The 19254-nt window shown below is 49.1% G+C and carries 18 protein-coding genes, 1 pseudogene and 1 other annotated feature; of the genes and pseudogenes, 10 read left to right on the plus strand and 9 right to left on the minus strand.

The genetic code is table 11. From position 1 onward, the window contains the following. Positions 1-58 precede the first annotated feature (58 nt). The 5 genes from I6L53_RS13465 (at position 59) to I6L53_RS13485 (ending at position 5489) form a co-directional block, all read left to right on the plus strand. The gene (locus tag I6L53_RS13465; protein WP_084196581.1) at positions 59-1363 is read left to right on the plus strand and encodes an MFS transporter; all 1305 of its coding nucleotides are present in this window, start codon (positions 59-61) and stop codon (positions 1361-1363) included. A gap of 81 nt (positions 1364-1444) precedes the next feature. Continuing rightward, a complete protein-coding gene (fucO, locus tag I6L53_RS13470; protein WP_042319861.1) occupies positions 1445-2614 on the plus strand; it encodes a lactaldehyde reductase in 1170 nt (389 codons plus the stop codon). After that, positions 2611-3543 (plus strand): dihydrodipicolinate synthase family protein, encoded by a 933-nt coding sequence (locus I6L53_RS13475; RefSeq protein WP_232231077.1) that lies wholly within the window; start codon positions 2611-2613, stop codon positions 3541-3543. Before fucO ends, I6L53_RS13475 begins: the two co-directional genes overlap by 4 nt. Before the next feature lies 1 nt (position 3544). Beyond that, complete coding sequence (locus I6L53_RS13480; protein ID WP_174349259.1) at positions 3545-3877, plus strand: L-rhamnose mutarotase; 333 nt, start codon at positions 3545-3547, stop codon at positions 3875-3877. Between the two features lie 106 nt (positions 3878-3983). Continuing rightward, entirely contained in the window at positions 3984-5489 is a 1506-nt protein-coding gene (locus I6L53_RS13485) for a carbohydrate porin (RefSeq protein WP_232231078.1), read from the plus strand. A 63-nt stretch (positions 5490-5552) separates the two neighbouring features. On the opposite strand, the gene I6L53_RS13490 is transcribed toward I6L53_RS13485, so the two are convergent. After that, a complete protein-coding gene (locus I6L53_RS13490; RefSeq protein WP_042319864.1) occupies positions 5553-6413 on the minus strand; it encodes an AraC family transcriptional regulator in 861 nt (286 codons plus the stop codon). A 562-nt stretch (positions 6414-6975) separates the two neighbouring features. On the opposite strand from I6L53_RS13490, the gene I6L53_RS13495 reads away from it, so the two are divergent. Genes I6L53_RS13495 through I6L53_RS13510 form a run of 4 tightly spaced genes read left to right on the plus strand, consistent with a single transcriptional unit; the run spans position 6976 to position 11247 of the window. Continuing rightward, the gene (locus I6L53_RS13495) at positions 6976-8493 is read left to right on the plus strand and encodes a BglG family transcription antiterminator (protein WP_042319867.1); all 1518 of its coding nucleotides are present in this window, start codon (positions 6976-6978) and stop codon (positions 8491-8493) included. Next, positions 8483-8956, plus strand: coding sequence for a PTS sugar transporter subunit IIA (locus I6L53_RS13500; RefSeq protein WP_042319868.1), 474 nt, complete (start codon positions 8483-8485; stop codon positions 8954-8956). The genes I6L53_RS13495 and I6L53_RS13500 overlap by 11 nt, the downstream gene beginning before the upstream one ends. Before the next feature lie 21 nt (positions 8957-8977). After that, on the plus strand, positions 8978-10384 hold the full coding sequence (locus tag I6L53_RS13505; RefSeq protein ID WP_042319869.1) for a PTS fructose transporter subunit IIC: 1407 nt from the start codon (positions 8978-8980) through the stop codon (positions 10382-10384). Between the two features lie 2 nt (positions 10385-10386). Beyond that, entirely contained in the window at positions 10387-11247 is an 861-nt protein-coding gene (locus I6L53_RS13510) for a ketose-bisphosphate aldolase (RefSeq protein WP_042319870.1), read from the plus strand. 59 nt (positions 11248-11306) lie between these two features. Here the strand turns inward: I6L53_RS13510 and I6L53_RS13515 are convergent, their stop codons facing one another. The 7 genes and pseudogenes from I6L53_RS13515 to I6L53_RS13545 form a co-directional block, all read right to left on the minus strand. After that, positions 11307-11891 carry a hypothetical protein gene (locus I6L53_RS13515; RefSeq protein ID WP_042319873.1) on the minus strand — a complete coding sequence of 195 codons (585 nt, stop codon included), beginning with the start codon at positions 11889-11891 and terminating at the stop codon, positions 11307-11309. A 676-nt stretch (positions 11892-12567) separates the two neighbouring features. After that, on the minus strand, positions 12568-13314 hold the full coding sequence (locus I6L53_RS13520) for an SAM-dependent methyltransferase (RefSeq protein WP_042319874.1): 747 nt from the start codon (positions 13312-13314) through the stop codon (positions 12568-12570). A gap of 55 nt (positions 13315-13369) precedes the next feature. After that, positions 13370-13917: pseudogene (locus I6L53_RS13525) on the minus strand (GNAT family N-acetyltransferase). Positions 13918-13927: 10 nt separating this feature from the next. Beyond that, entirely contained in the window at positions 13928-14185 is a 258-nt protein-coding gene (locus tag I6L53_RS13530) for a YjhX family toxin (RefSeq protein ID WP_042319878.1), read from the minus strand. A 450-nt stretch (positions 14186-14635) separates the two neighbouring features. After that, the gene (gene trpA / locus I6L53_RS13535) at positions 14636-15445 is read right to left on the minus strand and encodes a tryptophan synthase subunit alpha (protein WP_042319880.1); all 810 of its coding nucleotides are present in this window, start codon (positions 15443-15445) and stop codon (positions 14636-14638) included. Continuing rightward, on the minus strand, positions 15445-16638 hold the full coding sequence (gene trpB, locus I6L53_RS13540; protein WP_042319883.1) for a tryptophan synthase subunit beta: 1194 nt from the start codon (positions 16636-16638) through the stop codon (positions 15445-15447). Before trpB ends, trpA begins: the two co-directional genes overlap by 1 nt. A 148-nt stretch (positions 16639-16786) precedes the next feature. Next, positions 16787-16880, minus strand: a sequence feature (Trp leader region). 137 nt (positions 16881-17017) lie between these two features. Further along, entirely contained in the window at positions 17018-17410 is a 393-nt protein-coding gene (locus tag I6L53_RS13545; protein WP_042319886.1) for a VOC family protein, read from the minus strand. A gap of 290 nt (positions 17411-17700) precedes the next feature. On the opposite strand from I6L53_RS13545, the gene I6L53_RS13550 reads away from it, so the two are divergent. Then, entirely contained in the window at positions 17701-18237 is a 537-nt protein-coding gene (locus tag I6L53_RS13550; RefSeq protein ID WP_174349255.1) for a YbaK/EbsC family protein, read from the plus strand. Between the two features lie 69 nt (positions 18238-18306). On the opposite strand, the gene I6L53_RS13555 is transcribed toward I6L53_RS13550, so the two are convergent. Continuing rightward, the gene (locus tag I6L53_RS13555) at positions 18307-19128 is read right to left on the minus strand and encodes a PhzF family phenazine biosynthesis protein (RefSeq protein ID WP_042319891.1); all 822 of its coding nucleotides are present in this window, start codon (positions 19126-19128) and stop codon (positions 18307-18309) included. Positions 19129-19254 lie beyond the last annotated feature (126 nt).

The following is a 19254-nucleotide window of genomic DNA, read 5'->3' on the forward strand; positions in this document are numbered from 1 at the left end:
TCGCACTGATGTCGTTTATTTCATTTTACCCTACTGAATAAAATTTGAGGAAATAAGCATGTCTGATAATATCAATTCATTGCCATCCGGGAAGGTTGCCGATAAGCATCAAGCCGACTCTCCCGAAAGCAATATCATGGTCACCGGAAAAAAGAAAAATATATTGCTGGCCTCCCTGTTCGCCAATTTCTTTGTTCTGCTGGCCTTGTATTGCGGCGTCATTTCTGTTCTGTTGCCAAATCATGTCGCGCAAATCGATCCGGCCAATAAGGCTAACAACCTTGCCATCGTGATGACCACGGCGCTGTTGTTTACTATTTTTGCGCAACCTATTGCCGGGGCATTATCCGATCGATGCCGTTCAACATGGGGCCGCCGCTCTCCTTTTATTGTTGGTGGTGCGCTAATTGGTGGGTTGGCGATTTTCGGTATCTCGATGATGACAACTATCGCCGGCATTGCGGTTTTCTGGCTGATGGCTGCCGTCTCTCTGAACTGTATGAACGGGCCGCTCGCGACCGTCGTGGCAGACCGATTCTTACCTGAAAACAGAGGGATAGCCTCGGGTTTCGTCGGCGCGGGATCGACGGCAGGCGGAACCGTCGGCATCATTCTGGCCGGGTATCTGGCCTGGAATCTCCAGTTAGGCTATCTGGTTTTTGCCCTGGCTATTGCAGCCTGCTGTGTCGCGTTCGTATTGATTAACCGGGAACCTTCAACGCGAAATCTGCCGGTAGAACCCTTCAAATGGGGAACATTTTTCAAAAACTTCTGGGTTAGCCCACGCCAGTACCCCGATTTCGGCTGGGCATTTTTTGGTCGCTTTGCAATGTATCTGGGCTACCAGGGCGTGGTAACCTATCAGCTGTATATCCTTCAGGATTTCATTGGCTTAAGTGTTGAAGAGTCCAATTATGCCATCGGCACGATCTCGGTCATTACGCTGGTCACCCTGCTCTTTTCCGGTCTGGTATCCGGCATCATCTCCGATAAACTGCAACGACGTAAAATTTTCGTCTTTCTCTCCAGCATTCTGATGGCTGCTGGTCTCTGTATACCCCTGGTGATGCCGACCCTGACAGGTATGTATATTTATGCGGCGATTATGGGACTGGGATACGGAGCATACACTTCCATTGATATGGCACTTATGACTCAGGTATTACCTGGCGGCGGTAAACAAGCGGGTAAAGATATGGGCATTCTGACGATTGCGACAGTATTACCACAGTCGTTTAGTCCTATATTGTCGGCCTGGTTGTTAGCGACATTTAATAATGATTATTCAGCATTATTTATTGCCGCCATTATTTTTGTTTTTGCTTCATCATTCTTTGTATTACCGATTAAATCGGTTAAATAAAAAATAACAGTTTGCAGGCGAGACCACACTCGGCAACGGGTGGGTGGACCCTCGCCTGCCCGCAACAAGAGGGACGCTATAATGACGCAACGCATGATATTAAATGAAACCTCCTGGTTTGGGCGGGGTTGCCGCAGCCAGTTAATTAATGAACTTACGCGACGGGGTTTTTCCAGAGCCCTGATCGTCACCGACAACGGTCTGGTCAAATGCGGTATCGTTGAGAAAATTACCACCCTACTTGATGAAGCTGGTTTTGCCTGGTCATTATTCGACCGTGTCGTACCGAATCCGGGTATTACCGTGGTACAGGAAGGCGTGGAGAAATTTCGTGCCAGCGGTGCTGATGTCCTTATCGCTATCGGCGGCGGATCGCCCCAGGATACCTGTAAGGCTATCGGGATCATCATTAATAATCCTGAGTTTGCAGATGTCCGCAGCCTGGAGGGGTTTGCTGAGACGACCCGTCCCTGCGTGCCCATTATTGCTCTGCCCACCACGGCAGGAACCGCAGCAGAAGTCACCATTAATTATGTGATTACCGACGAAGAGAATCAGCGGAAATTTGTCTGTATCGACCCGCATGACATTCCGCAGGTCGCGCTTGTGGATGCGGATTTAATGGATGCAATGCCAGGTTCGCTAAAAGCCGCCACCGGCATTGATGCTCTTACCCACGCCATTGAAGGTTACATCACGCGCGGAGCCTGGGAATTACCGGATGCGCTCCATCTTAAAGCCATTGAAATGATTGCTAAATCGCTACGCAGCGCGGTTGCTGGCGATGCTGAAGCGATGGAAAAAATGGCGCTTGCGCAATACATCGCCGGCATGGGGTTTTCCAATGTGGGTCTCGGCCTCGTCCATGGCATGGCGCATCCGCTGGGGGCGTTATACAACACACCGCACGGTATCGCCAATGCCATCCTGCTACCTCAGATCATGGCATGGAATGCGGCCTACACCGGAGAGAAATACCGCGACATCGCGCTGGCAATGGCCATTCCCGACGCCGCCACGTTACCGCTGGAGCAGGTACGACAGGCTGCTGTCGATGCGGTCTATCAGCTCAATCACGATGTCGGGATCCCCGTATCGCTGCGTGAGATCGGGATGAATCAGGACGACATTTCGCAGCTCGCACAGGCCGCCTTTGACGATGTCTGTACCGGGGGAAATCCCCGCCCGGCCACGGTGGATGAGATCGCCGCACTCTATCTGCAGGCCTTCAACGGAGTGAACGGACAATGACACAGCCGATGCCCCAACCGCTGTTCAGCGGGGTGATTCCTCCCGTCCCTACGCTCTTTACCGCAGAGGGTGAATTCAATGAAACCGCGCAGGCCATCCTGATCGAACACCTGATCGACTCTCCCGTGGACGGGCTCTTTTTTCTCGGCAGCGCCGGAGAGTTTGCCCATATGTCCCGCGAGATGCGCCAGGATGTCGCCACATTTTGCACTCGTCTGGTTGCAGGTCGAAAGCCCGTGCTTATCGGTATTGCCAGTTGTGGAACACAGGAGACTATTGAAGCTGGTCTTCATGCGCAACGCCTCGGCGCGGATGGCGTGGTCGTCGTGAATCCCTGGTACAACCCCCTCAGCGAAAGCAACCTGTTTCAGCACTTTAAAAGGGTGGCAGAGGCGCTGTCGATTCCAGTCATTCTGTACAATTTCCCCGCGCTGACCGGGCAATCCATACCGGTACAGACTATCAAAGCCCTTGCAATCGACTGCCCGAACATCGTGGGGTTGAAAGATACGGTAGATACGCTGTCCCATATCCGGGAAACGCTGCATGCAGTCAAACCCGTGCGCCCTGATTTTGCAGTTTTTGCCGGCTACGATGAGTATCTTCTTGGCACATTAATTTTGGGAGGAGATGGCTGTATTCCCGCCAGCGCCAATTTCGCTCCCCAACTCACCTGTGGGATCCGCGATGCCTGGTATGCGCAGGATTATTCTCGTGCCGTAGAACTGCAACAGTCCCTGTCCTGGATCCCGCCTCTCTACGGACTGGACCAGCCTTTTTATAACGCGGTGAAATATGCGCTACAACTGACTGGTTTGGATATTTCTGTCCATTCATTGCCACCTGCGTCGCCACTGACCGCAGAAATGAAAATGGAAATTGAAAATATTCTTCAGCGTGCGGGTGTGATAAATAAGGAGAGTCAATAATATGAACAAAATCCGTCGTTTTGGTTGCGTGGTGAAAGTCCGGCCGGAAAAACTGGAATATTATAAGGAACTCCATGCGAATCCCTGGCCTGAAGTCAATGCCATGATAAAAGAATGTAATCTGCGTAATTTTTCCATTTATTATAAAAACGGACTGCTCTTTAGTTATCTGGAATATACCGGCGATGACTATGACGCCGACCAGCAGAAAATGGCGGAGCATCTGAAAACACAGGAGTGGTGGCAAGAAACGTCTCCCTGTCAGATGCCGCTTGAGGGCGAACCTGAAGGAACACTGTGGGTAGAAATGGAAGAAATATACCACCTCGATTAATTCAAAAAAAATAATAACACTGATTCTCTGCGCTTTCTGAAAGCGCAGAGCCCCCTGTATTTTAATAATGATAGAGACATCCGAGAATAATATGAAAATTACCTCTATGACTTGCATCGGACTCGGCGTAGTAAATCTTTTTGCTATCCCTTACGCCTTTTCTTCGCAAAATATAAATATTGAAGAACGGCTGTCGCAACTGGAATTACGTCTGCAAAAAGCAGAAAGCCGGGCCGCTCTGGCCGAACAACAAAATGCTCAACTGATCAGTCAATTAAAACAGACGGAGCAAGAATCACTGCAGGCAAAAAAATCGGTAGAAGGCCTGGAAGCCCGCACCCAACGAATTGAAAAAATAACCCCCGATGAGGATGATTATTTTGAACTGCACGGTTATGCGCGAGCCGGCATGATGACCAACCATAATGCCCGGCATACCCAGGGTGGCCCGTTTATGACTCCTGCAGGACAAACAGGCGGTGCAATCGGCCGTCTGGGTAACGAGCCGGATACGTATGTTGAAGTGTATCTGGAGAAGAAAAAGCGACTGGAGAACGGTGCCACGACCCGATTTATGACGATGATAGCCGATCAGCAGAAAAGTTATAACGACTGGACGGCGGACTCCAGCACGCTGAATGTCAGCCAGGCCTTTGCTGAAATCGCCTCACTGCCGAGTTTTACTGGCCCCTTCAAGGATACGACGCTATGGGCCGGTAAACGCGTGGATCGTGACAACTTCGAAATTCCCTGGCTGGATTCTAAATTCGTCGCGCTCAACGGCACCGGGGGCGGTATTTATGATATCCGCTGGACTGATAACATCCGCAGTAACTTTTCCTTCATCGGCCGTAGCTTTGGCGATGTGGACGTCGTGAATAATGACGTACAAAACTATGTTCTGACCGCCAACAACTATTTTGGCCCGGTGCAATTATTCATCAGCGGGATGCAGGCAAAGGACAATGAAGAGCGTGAAACCTTAAGCGGATATAAAGTCTTTAATGCGGCGAACAAAGGTTATACCGCCCTGTTAGGGTATCAGGGTGACAGTTTTTATGGTCTGACAGAAGGTGAAACGCGTAGCGTCCTCTCCTGGGGACAAGGCCTTGGCGCGGAAGTGAAAAACATTGGTACCGACCCGGCATTACTGTCCGATGCGAAAACGTTACGTTTAGCCAGTTATGGCATCGTCAATCTTTCGCCTGGTTGGGATTTTGCCCCTTCACTGCTCGCTCAGCAGAGCGCCGATCGTTACGTTAAAGGCGATGATTATCGCTGGGTTACCCTGAACGGACGGTTGATGCAGAATATCACGCAAAACTTCGCGCTGGGTTATGAAGCAACCTGGCAGTATATGGATCTTGATCCCAATGGCTATCAACAATATCAGAAGGTGAAGGGGAATTTTTATAAGCTGACCTTTGCGCCAACGTTCCGGCCTGATGATATTTCGCCCTTCTTTACCCGTCCTGAAATACGCGTTTTCGCAACGTGGATGAACTGGGATAACGATCTGGATAAATACAGTCCTAACGACACCTTTGGCCAGAAAGGTTTCACCTCGGGTGGCGAGTGGACATTCGGCATTCAAATGGAAACCTTCTTCTGATAGTGGGCGAACGGTTTTATCGCGGTAAAACCGTTCGCTTACCTGAAACGAACTGGACGCCATTTACAGTTGTTTTTCCCGTCTCCGGAATTCGCTTGGCGAGACGCCAACCGCCCGATGGAACTCGCGCGAAAAATGCAGTTGATCGTGATACCCCACCTGACTGGCAATGTTTCCTATTGTGGCATCCGTTTCAACTAACAGTCGACGAGCCTGAGACAGGCGGTAGTTTTTCAACCAACGTAGCGGACTTTGATTAAACGTCTCCTGAAAGAGACGAAAAAGCTGTGATTTACTCACCTGACAATAGTGCATGAATTTATCAATATCCCACTCATCGTTATAATGACTGTGAATTTGATAAATCAATCGGCCTAATCCGCGGTGTGTGATCACTGGTGAGCTTTCATTTTCATGACTGCGACTCTCCAGAAGGGTATAAATTAATTTCGAGCACAGCAGGTCGCAATGCGCATCTGCGACCAGAGTATGGCTTTTCATCAGTCCAAATAATTGATGGTAAATTTCGGTTATTTCAGCGGGTGATTCAAATTCAAACACCGGTCGATGAAGAACATTGAGAAAATTCATAATATTGTCCATCTTCGAACCGTCAATTCTTAACCACAATATCTCCCAGGGATCGGCGCTGTCCGGAAAGTGTTCATGCGGCAACCTGACAGGAAGCCAGACCAGGCACCCTTCTTTTACGTCATATTTTTTATTCTCCAGGCAAATAACGCCCTTTCCCTTGAGACAGAAAATAAGTTCATGTCCCACAACAGACTGGCGTTGGATATGGAAATTCGTCCCCGTTAATATATGACCAGCACGCAATACCCGATAATTTACCAGCGTTGAAAAATCTTCTGATTCCCGATACCAGTTTTCAATGACCTGTGTTCGCTGCGGCAGTGAACTCATATGCCATACTCCGAAAGAATTGGTACAATTTAGACTAATTAATTCATCGTGAGATGACAAGGGGAAATCATGAGCGGAGGTGATTTAAATCTTTGACTCAGTTCACAAGTTCAAATAACGATAAAATTAATCCGCCAACAGCCTTATGCACTATGATACCACCACTCTTCTTTTTTTAACTTCAGACCTGACTGTTCACTATTTTGCACATCAGTTTATCCCCCACAAGGCATCATCGTCAAAAATCAGATCTTATGAAATCACTCATTTGGTTTAGGATTCATTTATATTTACTTTCTTTTTGTAAATAACGTTGCAGGGCGAATTAACAAAAGTATCATTATGCTAATATTGCAACCTAACTCCGCCACTTTTTCATCTTCTTCTTTTCGCTTAAGGACGTTTACTGACAAATACCTGCGTATAATGACGTCTCCCCCCTCTGGTCTACTGTTCATTATGATGGTTTACATACGTTCATCTCCTGGTATTTCCCTCTGTCATTCGAATCGTTATAACTGACATCATCAAAGCCCCCCACTTATCATTGAAGGAGCGAAAAATGAAAGTGCTAAGCAAAAGACAAATATCACTGGTCAACCGTTTAGCTCACGAGAATGGGTGGCTGACTACGGCGCAAGCCGCGAAGATACTCAATATTTCAGTTAGTACGCTCAGACGAGACGTCGAAGCCATTAATCTTTTTTTTGCAGGGAAAGAGAGCACTATACTGACCAGACCCGGTTTGGGTCTGAAACTTGATGCGCATGACATCGTATCGCTTCCGGCAACCTCCGGGGATGAGCAGGTTGCAAACATACTAAAAAGCAAAAGACTGGTCGGCATTGCGACTGATTTGCTGACACATTCCCCCTCGCCGTTATCTATCAGTTTTTTATCAGAAAAATACTTTATCAGTCGATCCTCTATTGTGGAAGATTTAAACAAGATAGAGCGATGGGTCGCGTGTTTTGCCCTGCTGATGATAAAAAATCGCACGGGAACATTTATTGAAGGCACGGATTATGATATTCGCATGGCTCTCAAGGAGATCATTACGCATAGCGTTTTATGTAACTATCAGATGACGGACAGCAGAATCGACAGATTCTCCCGAGTGCAGCTAATCAATGAATTTGGCCAGGACAGCGTGTCCAATTGCATCAATCTCATCACCTTTATAGAGGATGAATTAGGATGTGCCATTAGCGAACCCTATTACACCAATCTTTTCTCACATTTGCTGGTCACAATCAGACGGATAGAGAAGAGAAATAGTCGTCCGGCGAATGACCCGGTACAGGTGCATAATAATAAAGAGTGGCTGATTGCTGAAAAAGCCATCATCTGGCTTGAGCAAAAATATGCCTTCACTTTCCCGGCAATTGAAGTGAACTATATCTATCAATACCTTGTTTCATCCGGCAAACATTCAGCGCATGCCGCGCCCTCTGCCAGAGGGTTGCAGGACAAAGAAGCACTGGATTATGCAATCAAGCTAACCAGCATACTTTCTCAGTCACTAAAATGTGATTTGATCTCTGATCAGACCCTACTGAACTCACTGGTAATGCATATTAAACCGATGCTGAACCGCCTTTCTTTTCGGATCATCATCCACAATCCATTACTGGATGAAATAAAGAAAGAGCTTTCCCCGGTTTTTATTGCAGTCAGAGACGCAACCCTGATGATAAATAAACGCAGTAAACACGATCCCCCTTCTGAGGATGAGGTCGCCTATTTAACCGTGTATATTCAGGCTGCCCTTGAGAAGGTCAAAGAAAATAAGAAAATTATTCTTGTCTGCTCAAGCGGCGTGGGGACATCTCAACTTCTCTACAGTCGTATTACCAAAGCCTTCCCTGACTGGGAGATTATCGATATTGTACCTGGCAGTAGACTGAAAAAAACATTATCTGAGAAAAAATGTGACTTAATCATTTCAACGATACGGATAGAAGAAATGATGATCCCTGTTGCCTATGTTTCTGCACTGTTTTCAGCCAAAGACATAATTCGAGTGACGGAAACCTTATTTACCGAGCGCCATCCCCAGGAGAAAGAGCATGTTAGATAAAATAGTCATCAGCGATTTGTTAAATAAAGCCTGCGTTATTACTGACATGCAGGCGAACAGCAAAATTGATGTGATTGAGCAATTGACCCAGTCACTTTGCGATGAAGGTATTATTACTAATAAACAAGGGTTTATCACCGACGTCCTTGCCCGTGAATCACTGGGGTCAACCGGTTTTGAAAACCAGATAGCCATTCCACATGGGAAATCCCGTTGGGTGAGTGAAACAAGAATAGCCGTTGCCAAACTGAAGGATAATATCGATTGGGAAACGATGGATAGTTCTGATGTGAAACTGGTTATTCTCTTTGCTGTAAAAGAGGCAGACAGCGGAGCAGGACATATAAAAGTTCTGGCTCGCATATCTATTGCATTAGGGGATGATGATGTTGTGGAGAAACTACTTAATGCCAATTCACAAGAGGAGCTGTATCGGTTAATTATTAATAATACCGGAGAGTAGTATCCTCACAAGGAGAATAAAATGAAAATAATTGCGATTACCGCCTGTCCAACAGGCGTTGCACATACTTACCTTGCAGAAGCTAACCTTAAAAAGAGCGCACTTAAAAAAGGCATTCCTGTACTCGTTGAAACACAGGGGGCCGTTGAAAGTGAATATATTTTTACTGACGACGACATTCGGCAAGCGGATATTGTTTTAATCGCTGCGGATAAAGTTATCGATCTTAGCCGCTTCCATAACAAAAATATTATTCGGGTCTCGGTGACGCGTGCAGCGAAAGATGCCGCAGGTTTACTGGATGAGATTATCTCCGGTGAATTACAACCAGAGCGACACCTTGAGTCCGGAACATCGCAGGAATCCCCCAAAGCGGATAATGATAAATCGTTTATTTCTCAGATTTATATTCATCTTATCACCGGCGTTAATCTGATGATCCCGTTCGTCGTCGCGGGCGGTATTCTCATCGCGCTGAGCTTTTCATTTGGCATCACCGCAGCAACGCCCGGCGATGCCAACTTTAGTCCGCTGGCAAAAATGCTGTCGGATATTGGAGGCGGTGCTGCCTTTGCGTTGATGCTCCCTGTCCTCTCGCTCGGGATCAGTAAATCGATCAGCGGAAATATGGGGATCGTGTCAGGAGCGGTCGGCGGCATGATGGCAATACAAACCGGATCAGGTTTTCTCGGCGCTCTGCTGGCGGGTTTTTTGGCCGGGTATGTCACGCTGGTTATCGTCAAATATATTAACCTCCCCAAATCCGTCGCCGGCCTGAAGCCTATTTTGATCGTGCCATTGTTGAGCGTATTTATTACCGGCGCGCTGATGGTGCTGGTGATTGGCGAACCGATTAAGTTTCTTCTCGACTCACTGACGGCATTTCTTGAAAACCTCGGCAATACCAACGCCGCCATTATGGGATTGTTAATCGGCATGATGGTGGCCTTCGACATGGGAGGGCCTTTGAATAAAACCGTCTGCATGTTTGCTATCGGATTAATGTCGACAGGTATCTATGAACCCATTGCCGCCTGTATGGCCGCCGGGATGGTCCCACCATTGGGCATTGCACTCGCTACCACGCTATTTGGTCGCAAATTTACCCGTCAGGAAAGAGATACCGGAAAAGTCACCTATGTTCTCGGCCTGTCCTTTATCACCGAAGGCGCAATCCCCTATGCCGTCGCCGATCCGCTACGCGTCATTCCTGCCATTGTCGCAGGTTCCGGTCTCGCAGGCGCGCTCTCCATGGCGTTGGGATGCGCGTCAAGAGCCCCACACGGCGGCGTTTTCGTGATGTTTATTCCCAATGTGATTACCCACGTTGTGGCCTATATCGTCGCTATCGCCGCCGGCGCATTACTGACCGCCATTATTCTTCGTTTTATTAAGAAAGATTGCCCTGAAACTATACAGGAGATGTAACCATGCTCATGAATATGAAAGATCTGCTATCCGTCGCTCAGCAACATAAATTTGGTGTCGGGGCTTTTAATATCGCGTCTGCCGAATTCGCACGAGTGGTTATCGACGCTGCAGAAAAAATGCGTTCGCCGGTTATTCTTGAAGTTCATCCGGATGAGCATGACTTCACCGGCGATGATTTTATCTACTATCTTCGGGAACTGGCCATTAAAGCAACGGTACCGGTTGTCATTCACCTTGATCATGGGCAGACCCTTGAACAGATTATGCGAGCGATACGTACCGGCTACACGTCGGTGATGATCGACGCCTCAGCCCTTCCCCTGGAAGAGAATATTGCCATCACACGCCGCGTAACCGACGTTGCTCACGCTGCCGGTATTTCCGTTGAAGCCGAACTGGGCACCATCGGTGTGGCACAGGGCAGTGGTGAAGGTGGACATGCTGAAATACTGTATACCGATCCCCAACAAGCTGAGCAATTCGTCAACGAGACAGGGGTCGATACCCTGGCGGTGGCGATTGGCACCTCACATGGTTTATATCCGGCAGGAAAGCAGCCAAAACTGGATATAGAACGGCTGAAAACCATTAAGCAACGATTAAGCATCCCGCTGGTTCTCCACGGCGGCTCGGGAAATAAGGACGCGGAAGTCGCAGAATCTATCCAGCACGGCATCGGCAAAATCAACATTTCCAGCGACATGAAGAAAGCATTCTTTGTTGCTCTGGAAGCAGAACTGAAATCGGGGAGTCACGAACCTAATGCGCTATTTATCAAGCCAATGGAATCAGCGAAAGCCATTGTGGTTCACAAGATGAATTTATTCTCATCTATCGGCAAGGCCGAACTTTACCGCTAAAAGAACAGCACGTTACGCGCGAAAAGGGAATCCATACGGATTCCCTTCCCTGTTATGTTTCAGCGTCCGCTGATCATCTCATTCATTTCTGAACCTGGCGGAAAATCCGCCACAGAAAGGACAATATTCAGGCCACGCGGCCGGAATGTTGTGGAATGAATCAGCATATACTTATACCAGCGAAAAAATAACCGCTTATCACTTACGTTGATACGTTCAAGAATACTGTACAACCTTGAGTATATCGACTTCTGGCTTAACCCCAGATACTGCGAAGCATCAGCATAGGTATCCAGACAAACAATCGCATTAAGCGTGTGTTTATCAGCCCTGTTCATCTTCGCCATAAACTGGCAGAACTCGCACGTCTGAACGCCACTGTTATCCTGCGCATCCTTAAGCTTTTCAATAATCAGATTTATCGAGTCACAAAAATTTATATGTTGCTTCAGAAACAAATTATCTTGTTTGTCTGAAATACTCACTAATGTATATTCAGCGACTATGGCGCAACAGCATCGTGTTTGTACCCACATTGCAGGAAGAAAGCGGAATGGTTTCCGATCTGACGGCCTCGCTGCCCGATTTTTTATTTCACTTAGCGCAAGAGCGATCAGTGGAGAAATTTCATCTTCGACAACCACATTATCCCTCCTTGTATCGCTATTCGCAAATATACACTTAACTTAAAAAAAACTGCCAGATGATATAACTGTTCAATCCGATACATCATGATAGGAGATAACTATCACTATTCTTATTTACATCGTCAAACCAGATCATATCATTAACAAACAAAAACAAATATCGATAAATATCAAAATGTTACAAAGCACCAAAAACGCACACAATACAACAAAAATGAAAATAAATAGAAACAATAAATTAACTTAGTCACGTATCATTTCATTAAAAAACCAGGATTATTTAATCCATACCCAGGAAAAAAAATAATTAAAGGCATCATCCTTAGGAATTATTAAAAATACAATTTAAGATTATTCTTAAATGAGAGAATAATCTCACAAAAAGAGCGGAAGGAGAATGAAGGTTATTGCTAAAAACTATTTAACCGAATTAAAAGCAGGCCAGACCACATCCCAGATCATTAAATGATTAATTATAACTGTGTCACAAAAATAATCTACGAAGACGGTTTTAACTCTTAATTCTGACCTGGCAGGCAAACGTCTTTATAATACGAAATGGAAGAAGATTTCAGGTGGGAGAATGTTTAATACGGGTCGTCGCTTTTCGCCATGACGGTTCTCATCTGCGGAAAATACGGCATAGCCTAAAGGCCATGCCGTATCACTTACTTCATCGTGCGATTAACGCAAATACGCCCCAACCGAAGTATTCCCGGGTGTACGTGACGTGTCGTTTGGGCGCAATCGTCAACTCCGCGCGAACCTCATCGGCAAAATCATCACTTGCGTTAGATTCTAACCAACGACGCATTGTCAGCCATTTCGCCGCTTCGTACCGGTCCCAACCCTCCTGGTCCGCCAGCACCATTTCCACAACGTCATAGCCAAGTTCGTCGAAAGAGGCGACAAGCGCAGGAAGAGTGAGAAAATCCGCCCTGGAGGAGACACCACAGGCCTGGGCAATTTCTTCCGTCGCGGGAACCTGACGCCACCAGGGTTCACCGATCAGTATCATTCCGCCAGGCTTGAGGCTTTTCGCCAGCAGTTCGATACTCCCGGCGACACCACCAGCAATCCAGGTTGCGCCAACACACGCCGCCACGTCGCACTTTTCGTCCGTAACGTAACCTGCCGCATCGTTATGGATAAAATGCACGCGTTCACTGACGCCGAGTTCTTCAGCTCGCTGTTTTGCCTGCGCGGTGAAGAGTGAGCTCATGTCGATACCGGTACCGTTGATGCCGTAATCGCGCGCCCAGGTGCAGAGCATCTCACCTGAACCACTCCCAAGATCGAGAATACGCTCCCCCGGCTTCATGCGTAACACGCGGCCCAGAGTGGCGTACTTTTCCGGTGTGAACGGGTTATGAATGCGGTGTTCACTTTCGCTAATTGTAAAAATACGTGGGATATCCATTAGTTAATTCCTTTCATTACGTTGCGAATGAGAGAGCGTTCAATCAGGTTGTTATTCATGCCAGTGCTCCGGTTTCATTAAGGCCTGCGCACATTGAATTTGGCCGTTACGATTAAGTGGCTGAGCAGAAAGGCATTGCACCATCCAGCAGGCCTTGTGCTCTTCCGGGATGGGATAAGGAGCGGGATAGCCTTTGTCTCCTGCGCAGGGTTCGAATCCATGTTTTGGGTAATAGGTGGCGTGGCCGAGAACAAAAACGCTCTGGCACCCCATCAACCGTAAGTGTGCTAAGCCGGTACGTATCAACAATCCCCCCACACCTCTCCCCTGGTATTCAGGTATGACCGCCAGAGGCGCGAGGATATGCATCAGGGGAGATTCCGTATCCCCTTTAAATGTCGCCCGGGTAAACAAGATATGCCCAACGGCATTACCTTCATGTTTGGCCAACAGCGATAGCGTCGGATGTGCACTTTCGTCTTTTAATAATGAAGCCACCAGATCGGCTTCTTTACTGTAGCCAAATGCACGGGTTTCGACTTCCCGGATGTCGCTCGCATCACTCTCATCGGTGATATGAAAGGTGAAGTTGCGTATTGTCATAGAACGCTCCTCAGCGGTTATCTGACTGGGCGCGAACGTTGTTCAGCCCGGTAGTATTAATACGGTAGGGTTGACCATTAACGGATTTGATCAGCTTTTTAGTTTTGAGTTTTTTGAAGACGGCGAGTGTACAGTCCGCAAGCAGCAGCCCTTCGCGACTGTAGCATTCAACGGCGGTGACGCGGCCTGACGTGTCGCGGACGTGCGCAATACGTCCACCTTTGGCGAGAACGTGTAAGGTACGTTGTTCCTGACGGGATAAATTCATACTGGAAAACCTGTTTAATCATCATGTGCAAAACGTGCAAACACACCGCGGTGTCCGCATTCGATTTCGGCGCATTGATAATCAGTCCGTCCTGAAAAGGTCGGGGAAACTGATTATCAGATGATTACATTCTCCAGCATCAAAGCCTCGGGTTGAGTTGAAAGGTATTTACGACATGAATGGTAACACGTAATTTCAGCAGGGGTATGTGCCGGTCGGAAAAATGTGATCGATGTCCAAATCGCGATCCCCTGCAGTGACTACGTCGCCACTTTGTGACGGTCTGTATCAACTACGTACGACGACTGTGTCAGGCCTACGCCCAGCGAAACTATTTTTCCGCCCGTTCGGCACAGCACAGGCGTTGGGGTGACATTGCAGGATGGGGAATCCATATCATTACTTGCATAACTGACGGCCTGCCGTTTCAGGCAGGCCAGGTCAACGGTCTTACCCCTGACGCGTTGCCGCTTTCATACCCATCACAAATGCCTTGAGTTCAGCCAGCATCGCCTCCTCATTATCAACATGTTTCTCAATGATTTTGACGATGGCAGAGCCTGAAATGGCTCCTGTTGCACCGGCTTTAATTGCGCCCGCCACCTGATCAGGCGTGGAAATACCAAATCCCTGGAGGGTTGGCGGGGCCTGATATTTGTCCAGCGTTGCAACCAGATGTTGCAGCGGCTTTGCCGCCTGGCGTTCGGTACCTGTGACCCCTGCCCGGGAGAGCAGATAAGTATAGCCCCTCCCATGGCGGGCAATCTCCTGGAGGAGTTTATCGTCGGCATTCGGGGGACAGATGAAAATGGGGGCCACGTGATGCCGCATCGCGGCCTGAAGGAACGGCGCCGACTCTTCGAACGGCACATCCGCCACCAGCACCGAATCAACCCCGATACGTGCACATTCAGCATAAAACGCGTCGATGCCACGGTTGAAGACCAGATTGGCATACACCAACAGACCCATCGGAATGGTCGGATGTTTCTGGCGAACCGCGGCCAGCATTTCAAAACACAATGTCGGCGTGACGTCGGCAGTAAAGGCCCGCAACGCGGCATTCTGAATCGTCGGACCATCGGCCAGCGGATCCGAAAAGGGGATCCCCAGTTCCAGCGCGTCCGCGCCCGCCGCAATCAGGGTATCGATGATTCTGAGCGACTGCACCGGGCCCGGATCGCCGATCATGACAAAAGGAACAAAAGCGCCTTCTCCACGGGTTTTCAGCTCAGTAAAAAGCGTGCTATAGCGTTCCATCACATTTCTCCTCGTGCGTGCAGAATATCGTGTACGGTAAAAATATCCTTGTCTCCCCGACCAGAGAGGTTCACCACCAGCAACTGCTCTTTGTCAGGATTTTCGCGCATCATTCTCAGGGCGTGAGCCAGCGCGTGAGAGGACTCCAGGGCCGGAATAATGCCCTCTTCCCGACTCAGGATCTTAAAGGCGTCCAGCGCTTCATCATCGGTAACGGAGACATAATCCGCGCGGCCAATACTGTTCAGGTACGCATGTTGTGGCCCGACGGAGGGGAAATCCAGCCCCGCAGAAATGGAGCAGGACTCAATAATTTGCCCCTCATCGGTCTGCATCATCGGCGATTTCATGCCGAAATAGATGCCCACACGACCGTGCTTCAACGGTGCGCCATGCTCGCCAGTTTCAATGCCATGACCGGCCGGCTCCACGCCGATCAACCCGACGCGCGGTTCATCGATAAAGTCAGCAAACATACCAATCGCATTCGAACCGCCGCCCACACAAGCGATCACCGCATCCGGCAGACGGCCTTCTTTTTCCTGAATCTGGACACGGGTTTCTTCCCCTATCATGCGCTGGAACTCACGAACGATGGTTGGAAATGGATGCGGGCCCGCCGCCGTGCCTAGCATGAAATGCGCCGTTTCATAGCTTCCTGACCAGTCGCGGAGCGCCTCGTTAGATGCATCTTTCAGCGTTGCAGAACCGCTGTGCACCGGGATCACCTCCGCCCCCATCAGGCGCATACGAAAGACGTTCGGCGACTGGCGCTCTATATCCTTCGCCCCCATGTAAATGCGGCACTTCAGGCCAAGCAGCGCGCTGGCGAGGGCAGATGCTACGCCGTGCTGACCGGCCCCGGTTTCAGCAATGATCTCGCTCTTGCCCATTCGCTTTGCCAGTAACGCCTGGCCCAACACCTGATTGGTTTTATGCGCCCCGCCGTGGAGTAAATCTTCGCGTTTGAGATACAGCGTCGTGCGGGTTCCTTTGGTGAGATTGCGGCACAAGGTTAGCGCCGTCGGTCGTCCGGCGTAGTTTTTCAACAGATCGGTGAACTCGGCCTGAAAGGCCGGATCGTTCTTCGCGCTAACAAAGGCCTCTTCAAGCTGAAGCAGGGCGGGCATGAGGATTTGTGGAACATACATACCGCCGAATTCGCCGAAGCGAGGGTTGAGTATTGTGCTCATTGTGGCTCCTTAATGTCTGCGCAGTCCCTGAAAAACCGGGCCTTTTCCCTGGTCTGGACTCTGCACATAAAGTGAATTCAGTGACTACGCAGCACTTGCTGGCTCCGTTCATACGGTGAGACTTTCCGCGTATGCCTTAAATTTGGGCAAAAAAAAGCCCGCTCATGGCGGGCCGGGTATCGGTGTGCAAACTGCAGACATGACGATACTGCCCGTTAACGGGAAGTGCGCCACCAGTTATGCTGAGTCATCATTGAGAATGTCATTACCTGATACCTGTATAAGTGAATATTTCGTACTAGTTAACTAGTTCATGAGAGTGAAGTCAACACTTTCCGTGAATAAAATGTGTTCACCGCGCAATACCAGCTGCTGTCGTTCAGCACGCGTTAGCATAATAGACAAACGCCAGCTTATTACCGTCAGGATCTCTGATATAGGCGCTATGAAAGCCTTGTCCATAATGCGGTCTGTGGCCCGGCGCGCCTTCATCCCTTCCCCCCAGACTGAGAGCGAGCGCGTGAAGTTGCTGAATGTGTTCAAAGGAGTGGGCATTCAGCGCCACCATCGTACCATTACCCACACCAGCAGCCTGGCCATCGAAAGGTTTACCTACGCACAGTCCGGTGGTGTGGTTTTCACTGAACGTTCCCCATGATGCGCCCTCTTCACCCCGACCGCCCTTCGGGTGCCCAAGCAATTCCATTAATGGATCGTAGAAAGCGATCGCACGTGGCAGATCGTTGGTGCCCAGCATGACGTATGAAAACATACTCCCTCCTCATTGTGATGCCACAGGGATTATCCGTTTTACATCCCCAGGCAATTATCGCCTCATCAGATAGCGTGTAGTCTAATTAACATACAGGACGACAGTGTGGCGTTAAGCGCGTCAGATCAAGAGATCAGGCCAATACCACTGTGAAGATTGATTGAACCCATATACCCGACGATCGCCGTTTTGCTAGTCTCGGTGTATCTTTTTGCTGACCAACAGGATGGTGGCACTGGAAATTTTTTCCATTACTGCATATCCCTATTTCGCTAAGTACGGCGCTGATTTTGTATGAGTTAAATAATATGGATGAAAATGCGGTTTTAACGTTGCTCAACGAGCTGAATATACCGTATCAGTATGTCTCACATCCGGAGGTGAAGACGGTTGCCGATCACAGGGCTTTTGCCGCGACCTTTCCGGCCCAGTTACTCAAAAACCTGTTACTGAAAAATAGCTCGGGCAAGCGCTTCTACCTGTACATTCTTGATGGTAATCATAAAGCAGATCTTCGCGGATTAGCGTTGCAGCTTGAAGAATCTCGTCTGTCTTTCGCGTCGCCAGCCGAGTTAATGGAAACGTTGGGCGTTGCACCTGGCTGCGTAACGCCTTTTTCTGTCGCGTGTAACAGCAAAAAAGAGCTGCAGATAATCATCGACTCCTCAGTCTCTGCCAGGCAGTCACTGGGATTTCATCCTCTGGTCAATACCGCTTCAGTCTGTATTTCCCGAGAGGATTTACTGCGCCTGCTGGCATTTTACGGTTATTTCCCGGCAGAGATTCACGCTGGCGACATGCTCCGGTTACTGGCTCGTGCTCTTTAGCGCAGGCGAACCAATAGCCGGGTCAGGATGAGCCCACCCGCAGGATCGTGATAACCGCGGTTGCCGGGCTCACACTGGCGCCCGTCCCTCCTGGAGGGCCTGGCGTAACCACACTTTACCTTGCAGATACGTTGTTGCCTGGCCGCCGATATAAACACGCTCTCCCGCGCTCTGGCAGCGTAGCTCTCCGCTGCGCCCGGCCCCCTGATGCGCCAGCATCGTTGTTTTGTCCAGTTTTTCAGCCCAGTAAGGAATAAGCATACTGTGTGCTGAACCGGTAACGGGGTCTTCCGCTACGGCTTCCCCAGGGCAGAAGAAACGGCTGACAAAGTCGTATTTCCCTTCCCCTGGTGCGGTTACGCAAACCATCTTTCCGAGGGGAAGCATGGCATTGATATCCGGACGTAACGCTTCGACCTGCTGTGGGTTATCCAGTACAACCATGTAGTCGCGCGCCACGCGCACCTCTTTACATTCCGTGATACCCAACGCGTCCAACAGTAAGGACGGCGGTGTGACGGGCTCGGTTTTCCAGGCAGGAAAATCCAGCGTCAACCATTCACCGCTGCGTTCAACGGTTAGTGGCCCGACAAACCGGGTATCAAAATGGAGGATCTCACCCGGATAATCCAGATGTTCAAAGATGACATGAGCGGCAGCCAGCGTGGCGTGCCCACACAGATTGATTTCGCCCTGAGTGGTAAACCAGCGCAATTCGAAGCCGTTTTCAGTTGGGACAAAAAAAGCCGTTTCAGACTGGTTATGCTGTTTGGACATCTTCAGTAATGTCTCATCGGGTAACCATTCGGTTAACGGACAGACTGCTGCGGCATTGCCACCAAAGGTCGTCGTACTAAAGGCATCAACCATGTAAAAATCAATTTGCTGCATAGCGCAAACCTCGAATCGTTTGTTGAGCAACTCACACTCTATCATGCCCCGGCGGTATAGCGTCTTGTCATTTCCAGTGCATCCACATTTCGCCGAATACCCGCACGATAATCCCACTATTCAAAC

The sequence above is a fragment of the Citrobacter farmeri genome, assembly GCF_019048065.1.
GTDB classification, from domain to species: domain Bacteria; phylum Pseudomonadota; class Gammaproteobacteria; order Enterobacterales; family Enterobacteriaceae; genus Citrobacter_A; species Citrobacter_A farmeri.

Coding starts and splice junctions, on each gene's coding strand:
- I6L53_RS13465 (WP_084196581.1), top strand. CDS start 59: ATGTCTGATAATATCAATTCATTGCCATCCGGGAAGGTTGCCGATAAG.
- fucO (WP_042319861.1), top strand. CDS start 1,445: ATGACGCAACGCATGATATTAAATGAAACCTCCTGGTTTGGGCGGGGT.
- I6L53_RS13475 (WP_232231077.1), top strand. CDS start 2,611: ATGACACAGCCGATGCCCCAACCGCTGTTCAGCGGGGTGATTCCTCCC.
- I6L53_RS13480 (WP_174349259.1), top strand. CDS start 3,545: ATGAACAAAATCCGTCGTTTTGGTTGCGTGGTGAAAGTCCGGCCGGAA.
- I6L53_RS13485 (WP_232231078.1), top strand. CDS start 3,984: ATGACTTGCATCGGACTCGGCGTAGTAAATCTTTTTGCTATCCCTTAC.
- I6L53_RS13490 (WP_042319864.1), bottom strand. CDS start 6,413: ATGAGTTCACTGCCGCAGCGAACACAGGTCATTGAAAACTGGTATCGG.
- I6L53_RS13495 (WP_042319867.1), top strand. CDS start 6,976: ATGAAAGTGCTAAGCAAAAGACAAATATCACTGGTCAACCGTTTAGCT.
- I6L53_RS13500 (WP_042319868.1), top strand. CDS start 8,483: ATGTTAGATAAAATAGTCATCAGCGATTTGTTAAATAAAGCCTGCGTT.
- I6L53_RS13505 (WP_042319869.1), top strand. CDS start 8,978: ATGAAAATAATTGCGATTACCGCCTGTCCAACAGGCGTTGCACATACT.
- I6L53_RS13510 (WP_042319870.1), top strand. CDS start 10,387: ATGCTCATGAATATGAAAGATCTGCTATCCGTCGCTCAGCAACATAAA.
- I6L53_RS13520 (WP_042319874.1), bottom strand. CDS start 13,314: ATGGATATCCCACGTATTTTTACAATTAGCGAAAGTGAACACCGCATT.
- I6L53_RS13530 (WP_042319878.1), bottom strand. CDS start 14,185: ATGAATTTATCCCGTCAGGAACAACGTACCTTACACGTTCTCGCCAAA.
- trpA (WP_042319880.1), bottom strand. CDS start 15,445: ATGGAACGCTATAGCACGCTTTTTACTGAGCTGAAAACCCGTGGAGAA.
- trpB (WP_042319883.1), bottom strand. CDS start 16,638: ATGAGCACAATACTCAACCCTCGCTTCGGCGAATTCGGCGGTATGTAT.
- I6L53_RS13545 (WP_042319886.1), bottom strand. CDS start 17,410: ATGTTTTCATACGTCATGCTGGGCACCAACGATCTGCCACGTGCGATC.
- I6L53_RS13555 (WP_042319891.1), bottom strand. CDS start 19,128: ATGCAGCAAATTGATTTTTACATGGTTGATGCCTTTAGTACGACGACC.